Consider the following 15,868-nt stretch of genomic DNA (forward strand, 5'->3'; position numbering starts at 1 on the left):
ACGGTAGAATATTTCGTTAAATTGTCATGTCATTTCTAGCAAAACTAATCGTCGATGGGAGGGAATACAATATCCTTGGATGCACCTACAACTTCGACCAGCCGATGGACGCCACCGGCAAACCTGCGGGAAAGCCTCAGGGCGGGCGGATTATGGCCACCATCGAGGCAGACGGCTCATACGACCTGCTCCATTGGATGACCTCGCCCGACCAGACCAAGGATGGTAGCTTGGTCTATTATAAGCGTGATGCCATGTCGAGGCTGCAAGAGGTCATTTTTAAAAAGGCCTATTGTGTTAGTCTGGAAACGGAATTCGATGCCCTGGACGATTCGCCGTTGCAGAACCATATCGTTATCTCCGCCAAGAGCCTGCATATCGGCGACATGAAGTTCGACAATTCTTGGGGAGACTGATGGGGATGGACATAGATGCACAGACCCTCATCATCGGACGGCAAAAGCTGAAACGGAACCTCCAAAGATCACTCGCGAACCTGCGCCTGTCAAAACGGGGAAGCCCTACATTGGCCGATAAGAACAAAATCAAAAAGGTCGCCGTGAACACGTTACAGCGCTATCTGAAAAACGAGCTTGACCGCACGCGGGCCAAGACCTACGATTGGTATTTTTTTAAGGATGGCGAGGTGACCCTTCAAATTGAAGCGATTCGGAACAACCTCTTACAAAACCGGTATTTCATCGTGGATCACGCGCATTTGCCTATCTTGTCCCTGAACAACTTTGGCTCGACCTACGGACGACGGCGCGTACAGGAGTTCGACATCACGTGCAAACAGATCGGTGAGATCATTTCCAGCTCGGCAAAGCAGTTCGCCGACATGATGAAGATCACCGTCAGCGCAAAAGAGGATGCAAAAATCTGGAAAGCCTATGATGCGATAGACGAAAAGAAAATCATAACCGTCACGATAGCACTACCCGCCGCCATCATAGCCGCGGCCGAGGCCGTGCCGCTGATGGTCATGGCAAGCAAAAGCAGTATCTTTTCGGCGATGACCTCTTCTTTGGGGGGGGCGTTCACCGTGAATATGGGAAGGCAGATGGCATTCAACGGTGGTTTGGAACTTGGCAGTAAATATCTGTCAGGTGGAATTGCCAATAACAACTGGGATGCTTCTAATATTGATATATTTGACGTCGCTAGCAGTTCCATTTTTGGTCATGGCGGAGACGTTTTCTTGAGATCGACATCTGATTCCACTTGTGAAAATGGATATAGATCAACTTCGATAGAAGAATTTTCCCAGAATATCGTCGGATGTGTTACATTTAAGGGAAGCAAGGCTTTTGGTAACTCGATGGAAATACCTTTAGAAAAATTTTCCGGAAAAAGCGGAAAAGCCACCAACTTTGGTGGACAATTTATAATCCAGACCACGGTAGAACCCTCCCGTAGGAAAGCTGAATAGATGACAATCACTAGAAATCAATACGTCGGTATCGGTGTAGTGATTACGGTATTAGTACTGTTTTATACTTTTTACGAATATCGAAAATGGGATATAGAAAGAAACAGTCATCAAACCATTGCCCAAGTGAACGGTTATTTGCGAGGTACAAAAACTGGACCCTCGCTCAAATACTTTTACCGTGACAATGACAGTAAATATGACGGAAGCATCTACATTGAAAGTGAAAAATATCCTGCATACAAAAACCGTTTTTTTATTGTCAATTATTCTGCCGAAAATCCTTCATGGAGCGAAATTCTATTAAGCCGACCCGTTACCGATACCCCCGCCATTAAAGCGGCCGGATTTAGACTGCCAAAAAAGAAAACAAATCAATTTCAACAACACTAAAACCAGTATCAAAATGAAGAACTTACCCCTAATGTTACTCTTGAACCTGCTACTGATATCCGCATCGTCTTGTCAAGATACGGTTAAAAAGCTGGAAACGACCGAAGAGGCCGACCTGAAAGGAACCTGGGTCTATTCCCAGCCCGCCGAGGAAAAAATCGGCTTTAGCATGACCGTTGACGGGGAAGAAATAGACACTCAACCAGAAGACCGGGGCGAAGATTACTTCTATCTGGTTTTTGATGGGAAAGACAATCTCATCGAATACAAGATAGTTTTCGGATTTCGATCGAAATACAGTGTAGAAAAAGATACACTTTACATCAATCAAAGGCCCGTGTACCGAATTGCCGAACTGACTTCCGATAACCTGACCTTGAAATACCTCGAAGAAACCAAAACGATTACCTACTCGAAAACGAAGGACGATCTACCGGACATCCCGATTATGAACTGATTTTGCATTTGGCGGAACCAAAAAGAGCCTACTCATCCTCCAAAGCCTTCACGGGATTCATCGTCGCGGCCCTACAACTCTTCCAGCTGATGGTGGCGAAGGCGCTTAACATAGTAATGATTCCGACCAGGGCAAACAGCCATCATTGCATCTCGATCCGATAGTCGAAACCTTGTATTCTAGATCGTATTGGTGTAATCCCCCTCGAGTTCACGATGCCAAGGGCAAGTCCCGCGATGTTGAGAGAGAATGTCCCCTGTTCTTAATACCGTTTCGCCAAGCGATTTTTAAGTGGTTATTGAACATGATTTTCGTTTTTCGACTTGATTTCGGTCGATGAATAAACTTTCTGCGGACAGTAGACCTGTTTAGTGTATTGAACTCATTTACTGTATTTTATGGATTGTCGCGTCCCCGATTATAATCCCCTTTTTGACCTTGGGGTTGCCCTCATAGACAACCGTCGTTTCGCCATAGGCCGTAATCTTGAGGTCGTCGGCAGCGTTTACGCGATAACTTCCTTCTCCATAGGCGGTAATCTTAACCGATTTGCTCTCCACGCCCAAGGTGTTGACTTTGGTCTCACCGTAGGCCGTGATTTTATGACGGCCCAGTTCGCCCTCTTTAAGCTCGAGATAACTTTCGCCGTAGATGATAGTTTTCAAATATTCCAAATCCACTTTATCGAGATATACCTGCGATGCCCCATAAATAGTCAAGTTGAATTTGTACCCTTCCAAAGAACTTTTACAGACAATTTTCTCCTCCCCGCGCAGGGAGAGTTCTTCCAGATTCTTATAAGTTACGGTCGCCTTTACGACAGTTCCGTTATAAATGGATTTCCGTTGTTTGTACCCGTTTTCTTTGACCTTCTCGCTTCTGGTCACATCCTTGGCCCCATCGAGATAGATGCGTAGCGTCTTGCCGTTGACCTCAATATTGATCTTATCCTCGGGTTCCGTACTACTTTCAATGGCTACGCTTTCCGAATCGCCCTGTTGGAAGACGACCCGCACATGTGGACTCACGATGACCTTGTCGAAATAGTCGACATCAACGGTCTTAAGTTGGGCAAACCCGGTTTGGATGGCCAAAAAGGCGAAGAGGATGGGGGGAATGATTTTGATGTTTGTTTTATCTTTCATGGTTCTGGTTTTTGTGAGACCCCAAAGGTTTTGAAAACCTTTGGGGTCTTCCTTTATTCTTTTTATTCGGTACGCAAGCTTTTCACGGGATTGGCATTCGCCGCCTTGACGGCCTGAACCCCCATGGTCAACAAGGCGATGGTCATAGCTACTACCCCGGACAACCCGAAGATCCACCACGGAATGTCTATCCGGTAAGCGAAATCCTGTAGCCAACGGTTCATAAAATATCCGGCGATGGGAGCGGCGATCAGCAGGGCAAGAAGCACTACCTTAACGAAATCCAGGGCCAACAACCGGACAATCTCGGATACGCTGGCGCCCAGAACTTTTCGAATGCCGATTTCCTTGGTTTTCTGCTGTGCCGTGAACGCGATCAGTCCGAGTAGGCCCATACAGGCAATGAAAATCGTAAGGAAAGTAAACACCCCGAACAGTCTGGCCTGGCGTTTATCTGAGATATAGGCGGCATCGAGGTCGTCGTCCAAAAAGGAATATTCGAAGGGAACGTTGGGTTGGTAATTCCTCCAGCTATGCTCTACGGTCTTTAAAATCTCCTTCGTATTTCCCGCTTTCAGTTTTAGGGTGATATAGGAAACTCCGGTGTCATAGCTTTTCGAGGAATTTGAAAATAGGGCGAAGGGTTCGATGTGGCTTTGAAGGGATTCTAAATTAAAATCCTTTAAAACCCCGATAACCTTATACGACTCCATGTCACCGCCGGGGTAACGGATCATGCTTCCGATGGGGCTTTCCCATCCTATTTGTTTGGCGGCGGCCTCATTGATCACTACGGACAGCGAATCGTTGAACCGGTTATCGAATCCTCTTCCTTCCAACAATTCCAAATTCAGGGTGGGAATGAACTGATCATCCACCAAATAGGATTGCAGGGTGATGTCTTTGGCAATATTTCCATCAGGTTCAAGGGTTTCGGGCACATAGAAATCCCCAAAAGAACCCTTGGTCAACATGCCCGATGAAATGGTGGCACTCTTGATCTCGGATAGGGATTGCAGCTCTTGCCGGAAGGATTCCTCGCTATCCCCCAATTTCTCGGTGTTCCGCAGTACGACCAGATTTTCCTGGTCATATCCCAAATCCCTTTGCTGCGCGTATCTCAATTGCAAGTACACGATGGAGGTCGCTATGATCATGATGATGGCTATAGTAAACTGGAACACTACCAGTCCGTTACGGATGAATCCTCCCTTGCCGTCGGAGGTTGCGTTTTGTCCCTTGAGGATATTGGCAGGTTTAAAGGAGGTAAGGTAAAAAGCGGGATAAAGGCCTGCCAGCAGCGCGGCCCCGATGGCCAGACAGAGAATGAACAGCCAAATGCCTCCCTCAAAAATGGATCGGAAAGGCAGGTTTTTGCCCGATAGCTGGTTAAAAAGGGGAAGTACGGCCCATACCAGAATGACCGCTAATACCGTGGATGCGATAGTGTAAAAGAAGGCTTCGGTCAAGAATTGTCTGATCAATTGTGCCCTAAAAGAACCGAGGACCTTCCGGATTCCGATTTCCTTGCTTCTTTTGGCGGATTGCGCCGTGGCCAGATTGATAAAATTGACACAGGCCAGTACGATGATGAATAAGGCGATAATCCCGAATATGTACAGGTTTTTGATGTCGTTCTGTTCGGTAATTGCGGAGGCTATCTCCCCCGAACGCAGATGGATATCGGTCAGGGCCTGCAAGTGCAGGTCCCATTTATTACCGTTCTCGAGAAACTCATCGTAGGGCTGTCCGATACGCTCAAAAGCACCTGCCGCGTGGGCCCTCAACATGGCAGGAAATTGGGCTTCCAAGTGGGTTATGACATCGGGGTCGGCGGCGGCCTTATCGGCCAGTTTTACATAGGTCGCCATATTCAGCCAAACCCAGCTCCAATCGAAGTAGACTACCTGTTCAAAATTTGCGACCGGCACCAAGATGTCGAACTTTACGGATGCCGGTAGGTCCGCCATGTCCTGCAGCACCCCTGTCACTTTCAAGGGTTTTCTATCGGATCCGTAAAAAAGGGTCTTGTCCATGGGATCGACATCCCCGAAATATTTATTGGCGATGTTCTCCGTAATGACCACGCTGTTGGGTTCCTCAAGACAGGTCTCCGGATCTCCTTTTTTAAGGGGATAACTGAGGACATTCAGAAAATTCGAATCCACGGCATATACCTCGTTTTCGTTGAACACCCGCTTTTCACTACCGTTCCTATATTCAAGAACATCGACCCCCGGACGATACATCCTCGTATAACTTTCTATTTCCGGAAAGTTATCGACGAGGGTCTTTCCTGCGGGAGGCGGCGTATAGCCTGCATAGAACTCCCCATCGCCCATCTTGCCGTTGATATTGACCCTATAAATCTGATCGGCATCCTTAAAAAAACGGTCATAGCTCAATTCATCCTTGACAAACAGTGCTATAAGGATGACACAAGTCAAGCCTATGGCAAGACCTAAAATATTGATGATGCTATTGCCCTTGTGCCGGATGGCATTTCGAATGGCTATTTTTAGATGGTTTTTGAACATGTCCTATACTTTTTGTGTGCGCTCCGGAGCCAGCCGAAAAAATTCATTCCTCTGTCCGGACAGGGACTGTCACCCCCTCGACTGGCGTTTGAGGTAACAATCTACTGCCCTTACTCCGTCCGTAAACTTTTTACGGGGTTCACAATGGCGGCTTTTATACTTTGGTAGCTTACGGTCAGCACGGCTATCCCTATGGCCAGAAGACCGGCCAGGGCTAGCATCCACCAACTGATCTCTATTCGATACGAAAAATCTTCCAGCCATTTGTTCATGACGAACCAGCCGATGGGAAGGGAAATGAGTATGGCCACCCCTACCATCTTAAGAAAGTCGGTAGTCAACCGATAGGTAATTTGACCTACACTGGCCCCCAAAACCTTTCTGATGCCAATTTCTTTGGTGCGTTTTTGGGCATTGAAGGCGGCCAGGCCGAAAAGTCCCAGAGACGCGATCAAGATGGACAGGATGGTAAAGGTGACGAAGATGCGTCCCAATTGCTGCTCGGCCCGATAGGTGCTGTTGAAGGAATCTTCCATAAATCGGTACCCGAAAGGCTGTCCCGGGGCGATGTTATCCCATATCCCTTCGATACCCGCTATGGCATTGGAAAAATTCCCGGCCTTCAGTCGTACGGCCATGGAACCCGTTGAATTGTCCAAAGTCATGCTTAAAGCGCCGATATCCTCCCGCAGCGATTCATAATTGAAATTTTCAAGTACTCCGATAATCTTAAAGTAGTTGGAAGTACCGTCCTCAAAATTGCGGATTATCCGCATACCCAAGGCTTCTTCAGGCTGCACGCCCAAAATGGAAGCCGCCGACTCGTTGATCAACATGGCCGTGGAGTCGGTACCAAACTGTCGGTCAAAATTCCGGCCTGCCACAAGCTCCATATCCAAGGTCGGCACATAATCCTCATCGACCCTCCAAATCTGCATGTTAATGGAATTTTCGGCCGTTGCGCCTCCCTCCTTAAAAAATGAGGTGTTGCTGCGGGCGGACGGAGTTGGCAAAAAGCTGCTCAAAGATGCGCTCTCCACTTGGCCAAGCTGTGCCACTTCTTCCTTAAACGCACTAGCTTTTTCGCCCAAAGTATATACATCGTCAATAATCAGGACCTGATCTTTGGTGAAACCCACGTCCTTACTTTGAATGAACTGCAATTGTTGAAAGACCACCAAGGTACTTATGATTAAAAACACCGAAATGGCAAACTGGAAGACCACCAGCAGATTTCGGATAGTTCCGCCTCCCACGCTATTCTTACCCCCTCCCTTGAGTACGCTGACAGGCATAAATCGGGACATAAAAAAAGCCGGGTAGCTTCCGGCGAAAAGCGCCAGTACAACAGTTGCGGATAACAAGATCAGCCAGAAAAAGGGGTCTGAAAAGGGTATAGCGACCGACTTGCCGGAAAGCACGTTGAAGTATGGGGTGGCGACTGCCGCAATGACCAAGGCGAACAACAGCGAGATAAAGGAAATCAAACCCGATTCGGTCAAAAATTGTCGTATCAAGGCCGGTTTGCCGGACCCCAGCGTCTTACGGATACCCACTTCCTTTGCTCTTTTCAGGGATTGCGCCGTGGAAAGGTTCATGAAATTCACGCTCGCCAATACGATCAGGAACAAACCGATGAACGAAAGAATATAGACATTCTGAATGCTGCTATTGGCACTGAGTTCATAGTCCTTGTCGGAATACAGGTGTATATCGGGCAAGGCTATCGTACTAAAATTCAGATAATTTCCGGAGGCGGCCAGTTGCTCTTCGGTGACACCGGGCAAAAAGGTCTGCACGTACGGCATGATGTATGTCCCGAGCATAGACTGCAAGGGTTCCTGAAAGTCGGCAATATCGGCACCGGGTATCAGTTTGATAAAGGTAAAGTAGTTATGGCTGGTCCATTCCTGATTTTGTGCGTCCTCGTTCCCTGCCATTGCCATAAAAATGCTGTGGTCCCTGAGAAACGACCGCTTGGGCATATCATCGATTACCCCGGTCACCGTATAAGTATCGCTGTTGTTCAATACCATTTGTTGCCCCAGGGCGTTTTTCAATCCAAAATGCTTTAAGGCCGCCGTCCTGGTCATTATTAAGGTATTGGGCTCTTTTAGGGCGGTTTCTACATCGCCCACCAAGAGGTCCAGACCGAACATGTCAAAGAAGGTGGAATCGACGAAGGTTGCCCCCTCCTGCTTTACGTTTGCCCTCGTATCGGTCTTTCTAAGCAGCATACTGCCAAGATTCCTGAATCTTACGGTCTGTTCGACTTGTGAAAAATCGTTCTCCATGGCGGCGGCCATGGGTGCCGACACTTCTGCGGATTTCCCCTCCGCACCTCCGAATTTCGAATCCACATTTATTCTAAAGATACGCTCGGCATCCTTGAACATGGTATCGTAATTCACTTCGTCGTAGATGTATAACGCTATGAGCAACCCCCCGGCCATTCCGATGGCTAGCCCAAAAGTATTCAGGAACGCAAAAAAAGGTTGTCTTTTGAGGCTTCTCCAAGCAATTTTTAGATAGTTTTTGAACATGGCTACTCGTTTTTTAGCCCTTCTCTTGGGATGGGCAAGTTGATGGTAATTCTATTTCATTCCGTCCGTAAACTCTTCAACGGCTGTGTCATGGCCGCACTGATGGATTGATAGCTTATTGTCAATAGGGCGATGACCAAGGCGATTGCCCCTGCGGCCAAGAAGGTTTCCCAACCGATATTGATCCGGTAGGCAAAATCCTCTAGCCAACGGTTCATCATATACCAGCCTATGGGGACGGCGATGACTATGGAAACCAAGATCAACTTCATAAAGTCCAGGGTCAGTAATTTGTATATGCTCTTGAAGGGCGCGCCCAGAACGATTCGGATGCTGATTTCCTTTTTACGCTGCTCCACCATAAAAGCGGAAAGTGCGAAAAGGCCCAAACAGGCCACGAAGATGGCGAACAGGGCAAAGCTGTTGAAAATTTTGCCAATACGTTGCACATCTTCGTGCATTTGGGCGAATTTTTGATTCAAAAAAGTATAGCTCAGGGCTTGAATGGGTACGTTGCGGTCCCAAACGGCGCCTATGGAGGCCAGGGACTCATTAATGTCTTCGGAACGGATTTTTACGGCGACCGTACCTATATCGTTTCCAAGGGTAAAGGCCAATGCCGTAATATTTTCTTTCAAGGATTTGAAATGAAAATCTTCAACAACCCCAACGACGGTCCATTGTTGGAAATTATTATCAAGTTGTTTTCCAATAGGGTTATCAAGTCCGAGGTCCGAAGCCATTTTTTGATTGATGATGATGGAATTGACCGAATCGGAAGCAAATTCCCTTGAGAAATCGCGACCTTCTACGACTTGGATTCCTAAGGTTTTGATGTAATCGTAATCTACGCGCCAAGTTTGGCTCAAGACCCCTCCGCTTTCCGCCGCTTCGTCCAAACTTTTAAAAGTGGTCTGATTTCGTTTGGAACCTTCCACCGGTAAATAATCGCTTCGTGAGACTTTGGTTACTTGGGACAACTGTAAGAGCTGATCTTTAAAGTTATCCGCCTTGTTTCCCAAAACATTCGCACCTTCCAAAATCACGACCAGTTCTTTCTCGTATCCCAGTTCCTTTTTAAGGATAAAGTCCATCTGCTTATAAATTATAAGCGTTCCGATAATTAGAACGACGGATGTTGTGAACTGAAAAACGACCAGTCCACTTCGCAACTTTCCACTTTTTCCCCCTGTGCTTAGCCGTCCCTTTAAAACATTGACCGGGCGAAAGGCGGAGAGGTAGAATGCCGGGTAGAGACCGGCTATGATTCCGATGACCAAAGCGGAAAGCAAGATGATGGGCAGAAACCACAGCGCCGTAAAAGGTATCGTGATGGATTTTTCGGCCATGGAATTAAAGAAGGGAAGCAGCAGCCATGCTGTCAATACTCCTAATACGAAGGAAATAAGGCTGAACACAACCGACTCCGTAAGAAACTGGGCGACAAGATTGCTCTTAAAGGCACCGACTGTCTTACGGAGCCCGACCTCTTTCGCCCGGTTCGCTGATTTAGCGGTGGACAAATTAACAAAATTGATACAGGCCAAAAGTAAAATGGACCCCGCGATAGCCGCAAAAAGCCAGACAAAACGGAGGTCTCCATGTTGCAATCCATCGGCCATAGCAACATCCGATTTTAGATGAATATCGCTTATGGGCTGCAATCGGTATTCTATCCTTTTAAGGACCTCAATAAAAGAGGCATCCCTACCGCGTTGGATCTGGGCGGGAATCACATAGTTCTCTATAATCGAATGCATTTTGTTCTGAAGCTCTTTCACATTGCTTTTTTCATCCAACAGTACATAGGTAAAATAGTTCTGTGAGGTCCAGCTCATATTGGTATCCTCGATGGGCAGCAAAAAATCAAAGTCAAGGTGGGCATTGGTCGGAAAATCGGGCATTACCCCTGATACGGTATAGGGCCTGGAGGTATTATCGTCCAAAATCAAGGTTTTTCCCAAGGCATCTCCGTTGGGGAAATATTTTGCCGCCTTAGATTCTGAAATGACCATGTTTCCCGGTCCGGTCAGTGCATCTTCGGTATTGCCTTGTACCAGCGGAATTTCCAATAATTCAAATACACTTTGGTCGCCATATAAAAATCCTTCTTCAAAAACGTTTTGGGATTCGCCGCTCGGCCGAAAGACCCTTTTGCCGCCCGAGGAAAGTGCGGAACCGAATATTTTACCCGCCTTCTCGATTTCCGGGAAATCCGCTTCCAAGGTTTCGGCAAAAGGCAAAGGGAAATGGGTACTTTTTTTCATCTCCCCATGTATTTCGGCCTCCAGTACAACCCTGTAAAGACGTTCGGAATTGGCGTAGTGTTCATCGTAGCTCAATTCATCCTTTATGAACAGCGCAATCAGCAAACAAGCGGCTATTCCTACGGCGAAGCCCCCGATTTTTATAAAAGTGAACAGCTTCTCTTTTTTGATGCTTCTCCAGGCGATTTTAAGGTGGTTTTTGAACATGGTTCTTGTTTTTGTGAGCCCTCAATGAGACCCCAAAGATTTTGAAAACCTTCGGGGTCTTTCTTCTTGTTTTTTTATTCGGTTCGCAAACTCTTCACCGGGTTCGCCACTGCGGCCTTTACCGCCTGGAAGCTTACCGTCAATAGTGCAATGCAGATAGCAGCGATACCGGCAAGGGCAAATACCCACCAGTCAATTTCGATGCGATAGGCGAAACTTTCCAGCCAGTTTTGCATAAACCACCATGCTATCGGCGTTGCAATCAGAAGTGCGATGATGACCAAGCGCAAAAAATCCTTGGATAACAATCGAACGATTCCAGAGACGCTCGACCCCAATACCTTTCGTACGCCAATTTCCTTTTTACGCTGTTCTGCGGTGTATGCAGCGAGTCCGAATAGTCCCAAACAGGAAATGATGATGGCAATCAAGGCGAATATTTTCGAAAGACTTCCGACAAGCTTTTCACTTTTAAACCTGGCATCGAAAGCCTGGTCAACGAATTGGTATTCGAATGGAAAAGCGGGGTTGTGTTTCTTCATTACACTTTCCATCGTCGCAAGGGTTTCTGACAAAGCCATATCGGGCTTGGTTCTCACATAAAGAAATCGTGCATCGTCATGATAGTTGAAAAACATGACAGGGTCGCTCGTTCCGTACATATCCCCGTACAGATAGTCTTTAACTACGCCTATTACGGTAAACGCGTCATCATCACGCCTTACGGTTTTACCTAAAGCACTTCCCTCGCCCATCAATTTGGCAAAGGTCTCGGTGATCAGAATATTATTATTGGCGTTGTCGATATCGTCGCCAAAGCCCCTACCTTCGATAATTTTCATGCCGGCAGTTTCAAAAAAGCCGGAGCTGATTTCCCTAAAAGAAATCAGAACATCTTCGGTGTCCGTCCCACCAGGCCACTGGAAACCTGAACCGTTGTTTCCTCCAGAAAGGACTTGGGAATTGACCAATCCAATATTTTCGATCCTTCCGGATGCGATCATATCCTGTTGAATGGGATCGAAATTTTTTATGACGTCCCCGTTTACGGGAAGCCTAATCAAATTTTCTTTCTCAAATCCCAAATCACGATTCTTCACGTGATTCACCTGTTGGTAAACGATAATTGTGCTGATGATAAATACAATGGAGACCGTAAACTGGGTAATTACCAATCCCTTACGAATTCTTGATGCACTACCCTCCGTACTGCGCACTCCTTTGAGCACTGCTATAGGCTTAAATGAGGATAGATAGAACGCGGGATACCATCCTGCCAAAACGCCACAAATCAGGGTTATCCCCAGAAGGCAGAGTAAATGGGTAATCTCGAAAAGTCGAAGTTCCAACTGTTTTTCGATAAGGAGGTTGAATTGAGGGATCAGAATCAATAAAAAGAGGATGCTTACCGCAGCCGCAAAAGTTGCCGTTATTAACGCTTCAGCCATAAATTGGGAAATCAAGGTCCCTTTACCGGAGCCCAAGACTTTGCGAACGCCCACTTCGTTGGCCCTTTTTTCGCTCCTTGCCGTGGACAGGTTCATAAAATTGATACAGGCAATCAAGAGGATGATAATGGCGATCAAAGCAAACAACCGCACATAAACAATCTGACCACCCACCTGCTTCCCGCCTTCAAAATTGGAACGCAAATACCAATCCTTCATCGGATGAAGGAAGGCGATGGTCTCATCATCCCCGGTCTTGGCGGGAAGAATTTCGCGTACTTTGGCATCGACGGCCTCAAAATCAGCTTCCGGGGATAGTTCGACGAACGTATCCGAAAAGTTATTTCCGTATTCGGTCATCCATGGCCTATCAGCTACAAGTATTTCGAACGGGGCCACCCAATCGAAACTATAGCTGACATTGGTCGGTAAGTTTTCAAAAACGCCGGTAATGATAAAGTTGTTCTCGTTGTTCACTCGAACTATTTTGTCAAGAACCGATGTGCCTTCCCCATAAAGACTGTTGGCGGTTTCCTCGGAAATGATAATGCCGTTAGGTTTGTTGAAGGCGTACTCGAGACGGCCTTCCACCATGGTAAGCCCGAACATATCCAGAAAATCGGAATCTGCGAACCGTCCATATCTATTGATGGAATTGTTTCCTACCTCAAAAAGAAGGTCTTCCGCCATCGTGCGCGCACTCCCTACTATTCCGGGTATCTCATCCTTCATTACTTTTGCCAACGGGCCTGGAGTAGCCTGATAAAAAGTACGCCATTCCCCTTCATAGAGTTGGTTGGTGGGAACATAATATACCTGATCCGGTTTCGGAAAACTACTATCAAAACTCAGTTCGTCCTCCACCCAAAGCAGAATAAGACTGGCACAGGTAATGCCGATGGCCAATCCGAAAATATTGAGGGCACTGTAGCCTTTGTTTTTCCAAAGGCTTCTCCAAGCGATTTTTAAATAGTTTTTGTACATAGTACTCGCTGTTCTGATTAATGACAATAATAAGTCACTCCGTCCGTAAACTATTTACGGGATTCTGCCGTGCAGCCTTGAGAGCCTGAAAACTGACTGTCAACAAGGTAATCGCAATGGCGCCGAATACGGCCAAGGCGAAAATCCACCATTTGAGGATGACCCGGTACGGGTATTCCTGAAGCCACCCGTTCATGACGTAATAGGCGACAGGTATGGCGATGAAGCATGAGATGATGACCAATTTCAAAAAGTCTTTGGAGAGCATGTTCCAGATGTTAAGTACCGAGGCCCCCAATACCTTCCGAACACCGATCTCTTTGGTGCGGCGTTCGGCCACGAAAGAGGTCAGTCCGAAAAGGCCTAAACAACTGATAAAAATGGCCAAGGCGGTAAATATTGCGGCCAAGCTTCCTATTCGCTCTTCCGATGCGAATTTTTCCCCGTATTCCTCATCGACGAACTGGTAGTCGAAGGGGATGGCGGGAAAATGCTCCTTAAAGACCTGCTCGACCACAGCGAGGTTCTCGCTGGCACTCCGGGCAGGATTCAGCCTAAGGTTATAATAGCTGAAATTGTCGTTCCGGTCGTAAACGTACATGGCTTGCTTAACGGGTTCGTAAGGAGATTGTGCGACCATGTCCTCCACGACCCCGATAATTTTCAGGGGCGGACCGGGGTCTTCCTCATCATCGTCGCGCAACAGCATCCCGACGGGATCGGTAACCCCCAGATACGTCTTTGCAGTTTCGTTGATGAGTACGGCCAGTGAATCGGAGGCGAACTCCCGGGAGAAGTCCCTTCCCTCTATAATCTTAAGGTTCAGCGATTTGGCATACTCCGGGGATACCTCCGTCCATGCCAGGTCTTCCTGAAATCCCTCGGGCTTTCCTTCCCAGGTGTAGCCGCTTCGGTTCGACCAAATCTGGGTGGTGGGGCTGCTCGAGGTCGACATCTCGACGACTGCCCCGGATTTGAGGAACTGCTCCCGCATCAGATCGGTCTTTCCGCTGAAGTCCTTACTGAAGGTCGGTATCTGTACCAGCCCTTCCTTATCATATCCCACCGGCCTGTTCTTGGCATGGTTAATCTGTTGCATCACTATGACGGTACCGATGATAAAGGCCACGGAAACGGTAAACTGGAGCACTACCAGTATTTTTCGCGGTAAGCCGGAATAACTGCCCGCTTGAAAGGTGCCCTTTAAGACGTCGGCCGGCCGGAAGGACGAGAGGTACAGGGCGGGATAACTGCCTGCCAACAATGACGTGCATACGATCAATACTATGGATATGGCCCAAAAGATCCAGTTTTCATAGGGAAATACAATCTCCTTTCGAGCCAGTTCGTTGAAACCGTTCAAGAAGAGCAGCACGATGGCCAGGGCAAGGGCATAGGCCAAAAGCACCACCAAGAAGGATTCGCCCATGAACTGATAGATCAATTGTCCTTTGCCGGAGCCGATGGTCTTTCGGATACCCACCTCCTTGGCCCGTCGTTCCGACCGTGCCGTACTCAGGTTCATGAAGTTGATACAGGCCAGCAAAAGAACGAAAGCTCCGATTATCCCGAACAGCCATACGTATTTGATACGTCCGCCAGTCTGTTTTCCGTTCACAAAATTGCTCCTTAAATGCCAGTCTTCCATCGGGAGCAGAAAAAGCTGTGGGTCGAATTCGGCGGTATCCTCGTTCAACTCCTTTTTGACGTTTCTGATGGTGGCCGTCACCCGGTCGATCGTAGTATTGTCCGCAATCTGTACGAACATTTGAAAGGAGTTGTTGCCCCAATTGTCCTCCGCATTTTGGATCCATTCCCGGGATGCGACATACTGTTCCCAGGGAATAATATATTCGGTGTCATGAAAGGTATTGTTAAACGGAATATCCGTATAGACACTGGTGACCATAAGGTCATATTGGTTGGCGACCCTGACGGTTTTGCCGATCGGGTCTTCCTTGCCAAAAAGGGCATCGGCGGTAGAGGCGGAAAGCATAATGGAATTGACTTCCCTCAGGCCGTCCCGATCGCCCTTGATGACATTCAGGTTCAAGAGTTCAGGGGCCATGTGCTGCATGTAGTTTCCCGGCCTCGAAATGCTCGTCTCTCCGAACTTTAGGTACATGTCATTGGTCCACGACGCCATCATAAGATGTTCAAAGTTATCGGCATATCCGTCTCGCAGGGCCTTTTCCAAGGGTCGGGGAATGGCGGGACCGGTGCCCACCTGTCCGTTGAAGGTCTGGGATTGGAATACCTGTGCGATTTTGTCCTTGTTCTTGAAATAGCTGTTGTGCGTCAGCTCGTCCTCGACCCATAGTCCGATCATAATGACCACCGCCATGCCCAGGGCCAATCCCCCAATATTGATGGTGGAGTAGCCTTTGTTGCGCTTTAGGTTGCGCCAGGCGATTTTTAGATAGTTTTTGAACATTGATCTCTGTTATTATAAACA

At 47.5% G+C, this 15,868-nt stretch carries 10 protein-coding genes; 4 read left to right on the forward strand and 6 right to left on the reverse strand.

What is annotated here, in order from left to right; all coding sequences use genetic code 11:
* Nucleotides 1–26 precede the first annotated feature (26 nt).
* From tssD to RQM65_RS07370, 4 genes are read left to right on the forward strand one after another with little or no spacing between them, the layout of a single operon-like run.
* Nucleotides 27–416 carry a type VI secretion system tube protein TssD gene (gene tssD / locus RQM65_RS07355; protein ID WP_314013813.1) on the forward strand — a complete coding sequence of 130 codons (390 nt, stop codon included), beginning with the start codon at nucleotides 27–29 and terminating at the stop codon, nucleotides 414–416.
* 5 nt (nucleotides 417–421) lie between these two features.
* Complete coding sequence (locus RQM65_RS07360) at nucleotides 422–1,432, forward strand: hypothetical protein (protein WP_314013814.1); 1,011 nt, start codon at nucleotides 422–424, stop codon at nucleotides 1,430–1,432.
* A complete protein-coding gene (locus RQM65_RS07365) occupies nucleotides 1,433–1,825 on the forward strand; it encodes a hypothetical protein (RefSeq protein WP_314013816.1) in 393 nt (130 codons plus the stop codon).
* A gap of 13 nt (nucleotides 1,826–1,838) precedes the next feature.
* A complete protein-coding gene (locus RQM65_RS07370) occupies nucleotides 1,839–2,282 on the forward strand; it encodes a hypothetical protein (protein WP_314013818.1) in 444 nt (147 codons plus the stop codon).
* A 386-nt stretch (nucleotides 2,283–2,668) separates the two neighbouring features.
* Here RQM65_RS07370 and RQM65_RS07375 read toward each other — a convergent pair whose 3' ends face one another.
* The 6 genes from RQM65_RS07375 to RQM65_RS07400 form a co-directional block, all read right to left on the reverse strand.
* On the reverse strand, nucleotides 2,669–3,427 hold the full coding sequence (locus RQM65_RS07375) for a head GIN domain-containing protein (protein ID WP_314013819.1): 759 nt from the start codon (nucleotides 3,425–3,427) through the stop codon (nucleotides 2,669–2,671).
* Between the two features lie 62 nt (nucleotides 3,428–3,489).
* Entirely contained in the window at nucleotides 3,490–5,964 is a 2,475-nt protein-coding gene (locus tag RQM65_RS07380) for an ABC transporter permease (protein ID WP_314013820.1), read from the reverse strand.
* 110 nt (nucleotides 5,965–6,074) lie between these two features.
* Nucleotides 6,075–8,507 carry an ABC transporter permease gene (locus RQM65_RS07385; RefSeq protein ID WP_314013821.1) on the reverse strand — a complete coding sequence of 811 codons (2,433 nt, stop codon included), beginning with the start codon at nucleotides 8,505–8,507 and terminating at the stop codon, nucleotides 6,075–6,077.
* Nucleotides 8,508–8,563: 56 nt separating this feature from the next.
* A complete protein-coding gene (locus tag RQM65_RS07390; RefSeq protein ID WP_314013823.1) occupies nucleotides 8,564–10,981 on the reverse strand; it encodes an ABC transporter permease in 2,418 nt (805 codons plus the stop codon).
* Nucleotides 10,982–11,055: 74 nt separating this feature from the next.
* Nucleotides 11,056–13,413 (reverse strand): ABC transporter permease, encoded by a 2,358-nt coding sequence (locus RQM65_RS07395; protein ID WP_314013825.1) that lies wholly within the window; start codon nucleotides 13,411–13,413, stop codon nucleotides 11,056–11,058.
* A gap of 34 nt (nucleotides 13,414–13,447) precedes the next feature.
* Entirely contained in the window at nucleotides 13,448–15,847 is a 2,400-nt protein-coding gene (locus RQM65_RS07400) for an ABC transporter permease (RefSeq protein ID WP_314013827.1), read from the reverse strand.
* Nucleotides 15,848–15,868: the final 21 nt, after the last annotated feature.

The sequence above is a fragment of the Pricia mediterranea genome (assembly GCF_032248455.1).
GTDB lineage: Bacteria > Bacteroidota > Bacteroidia > Flavobacteriales > Flavobacteriaceae > Pricia > Pricia mediterranea.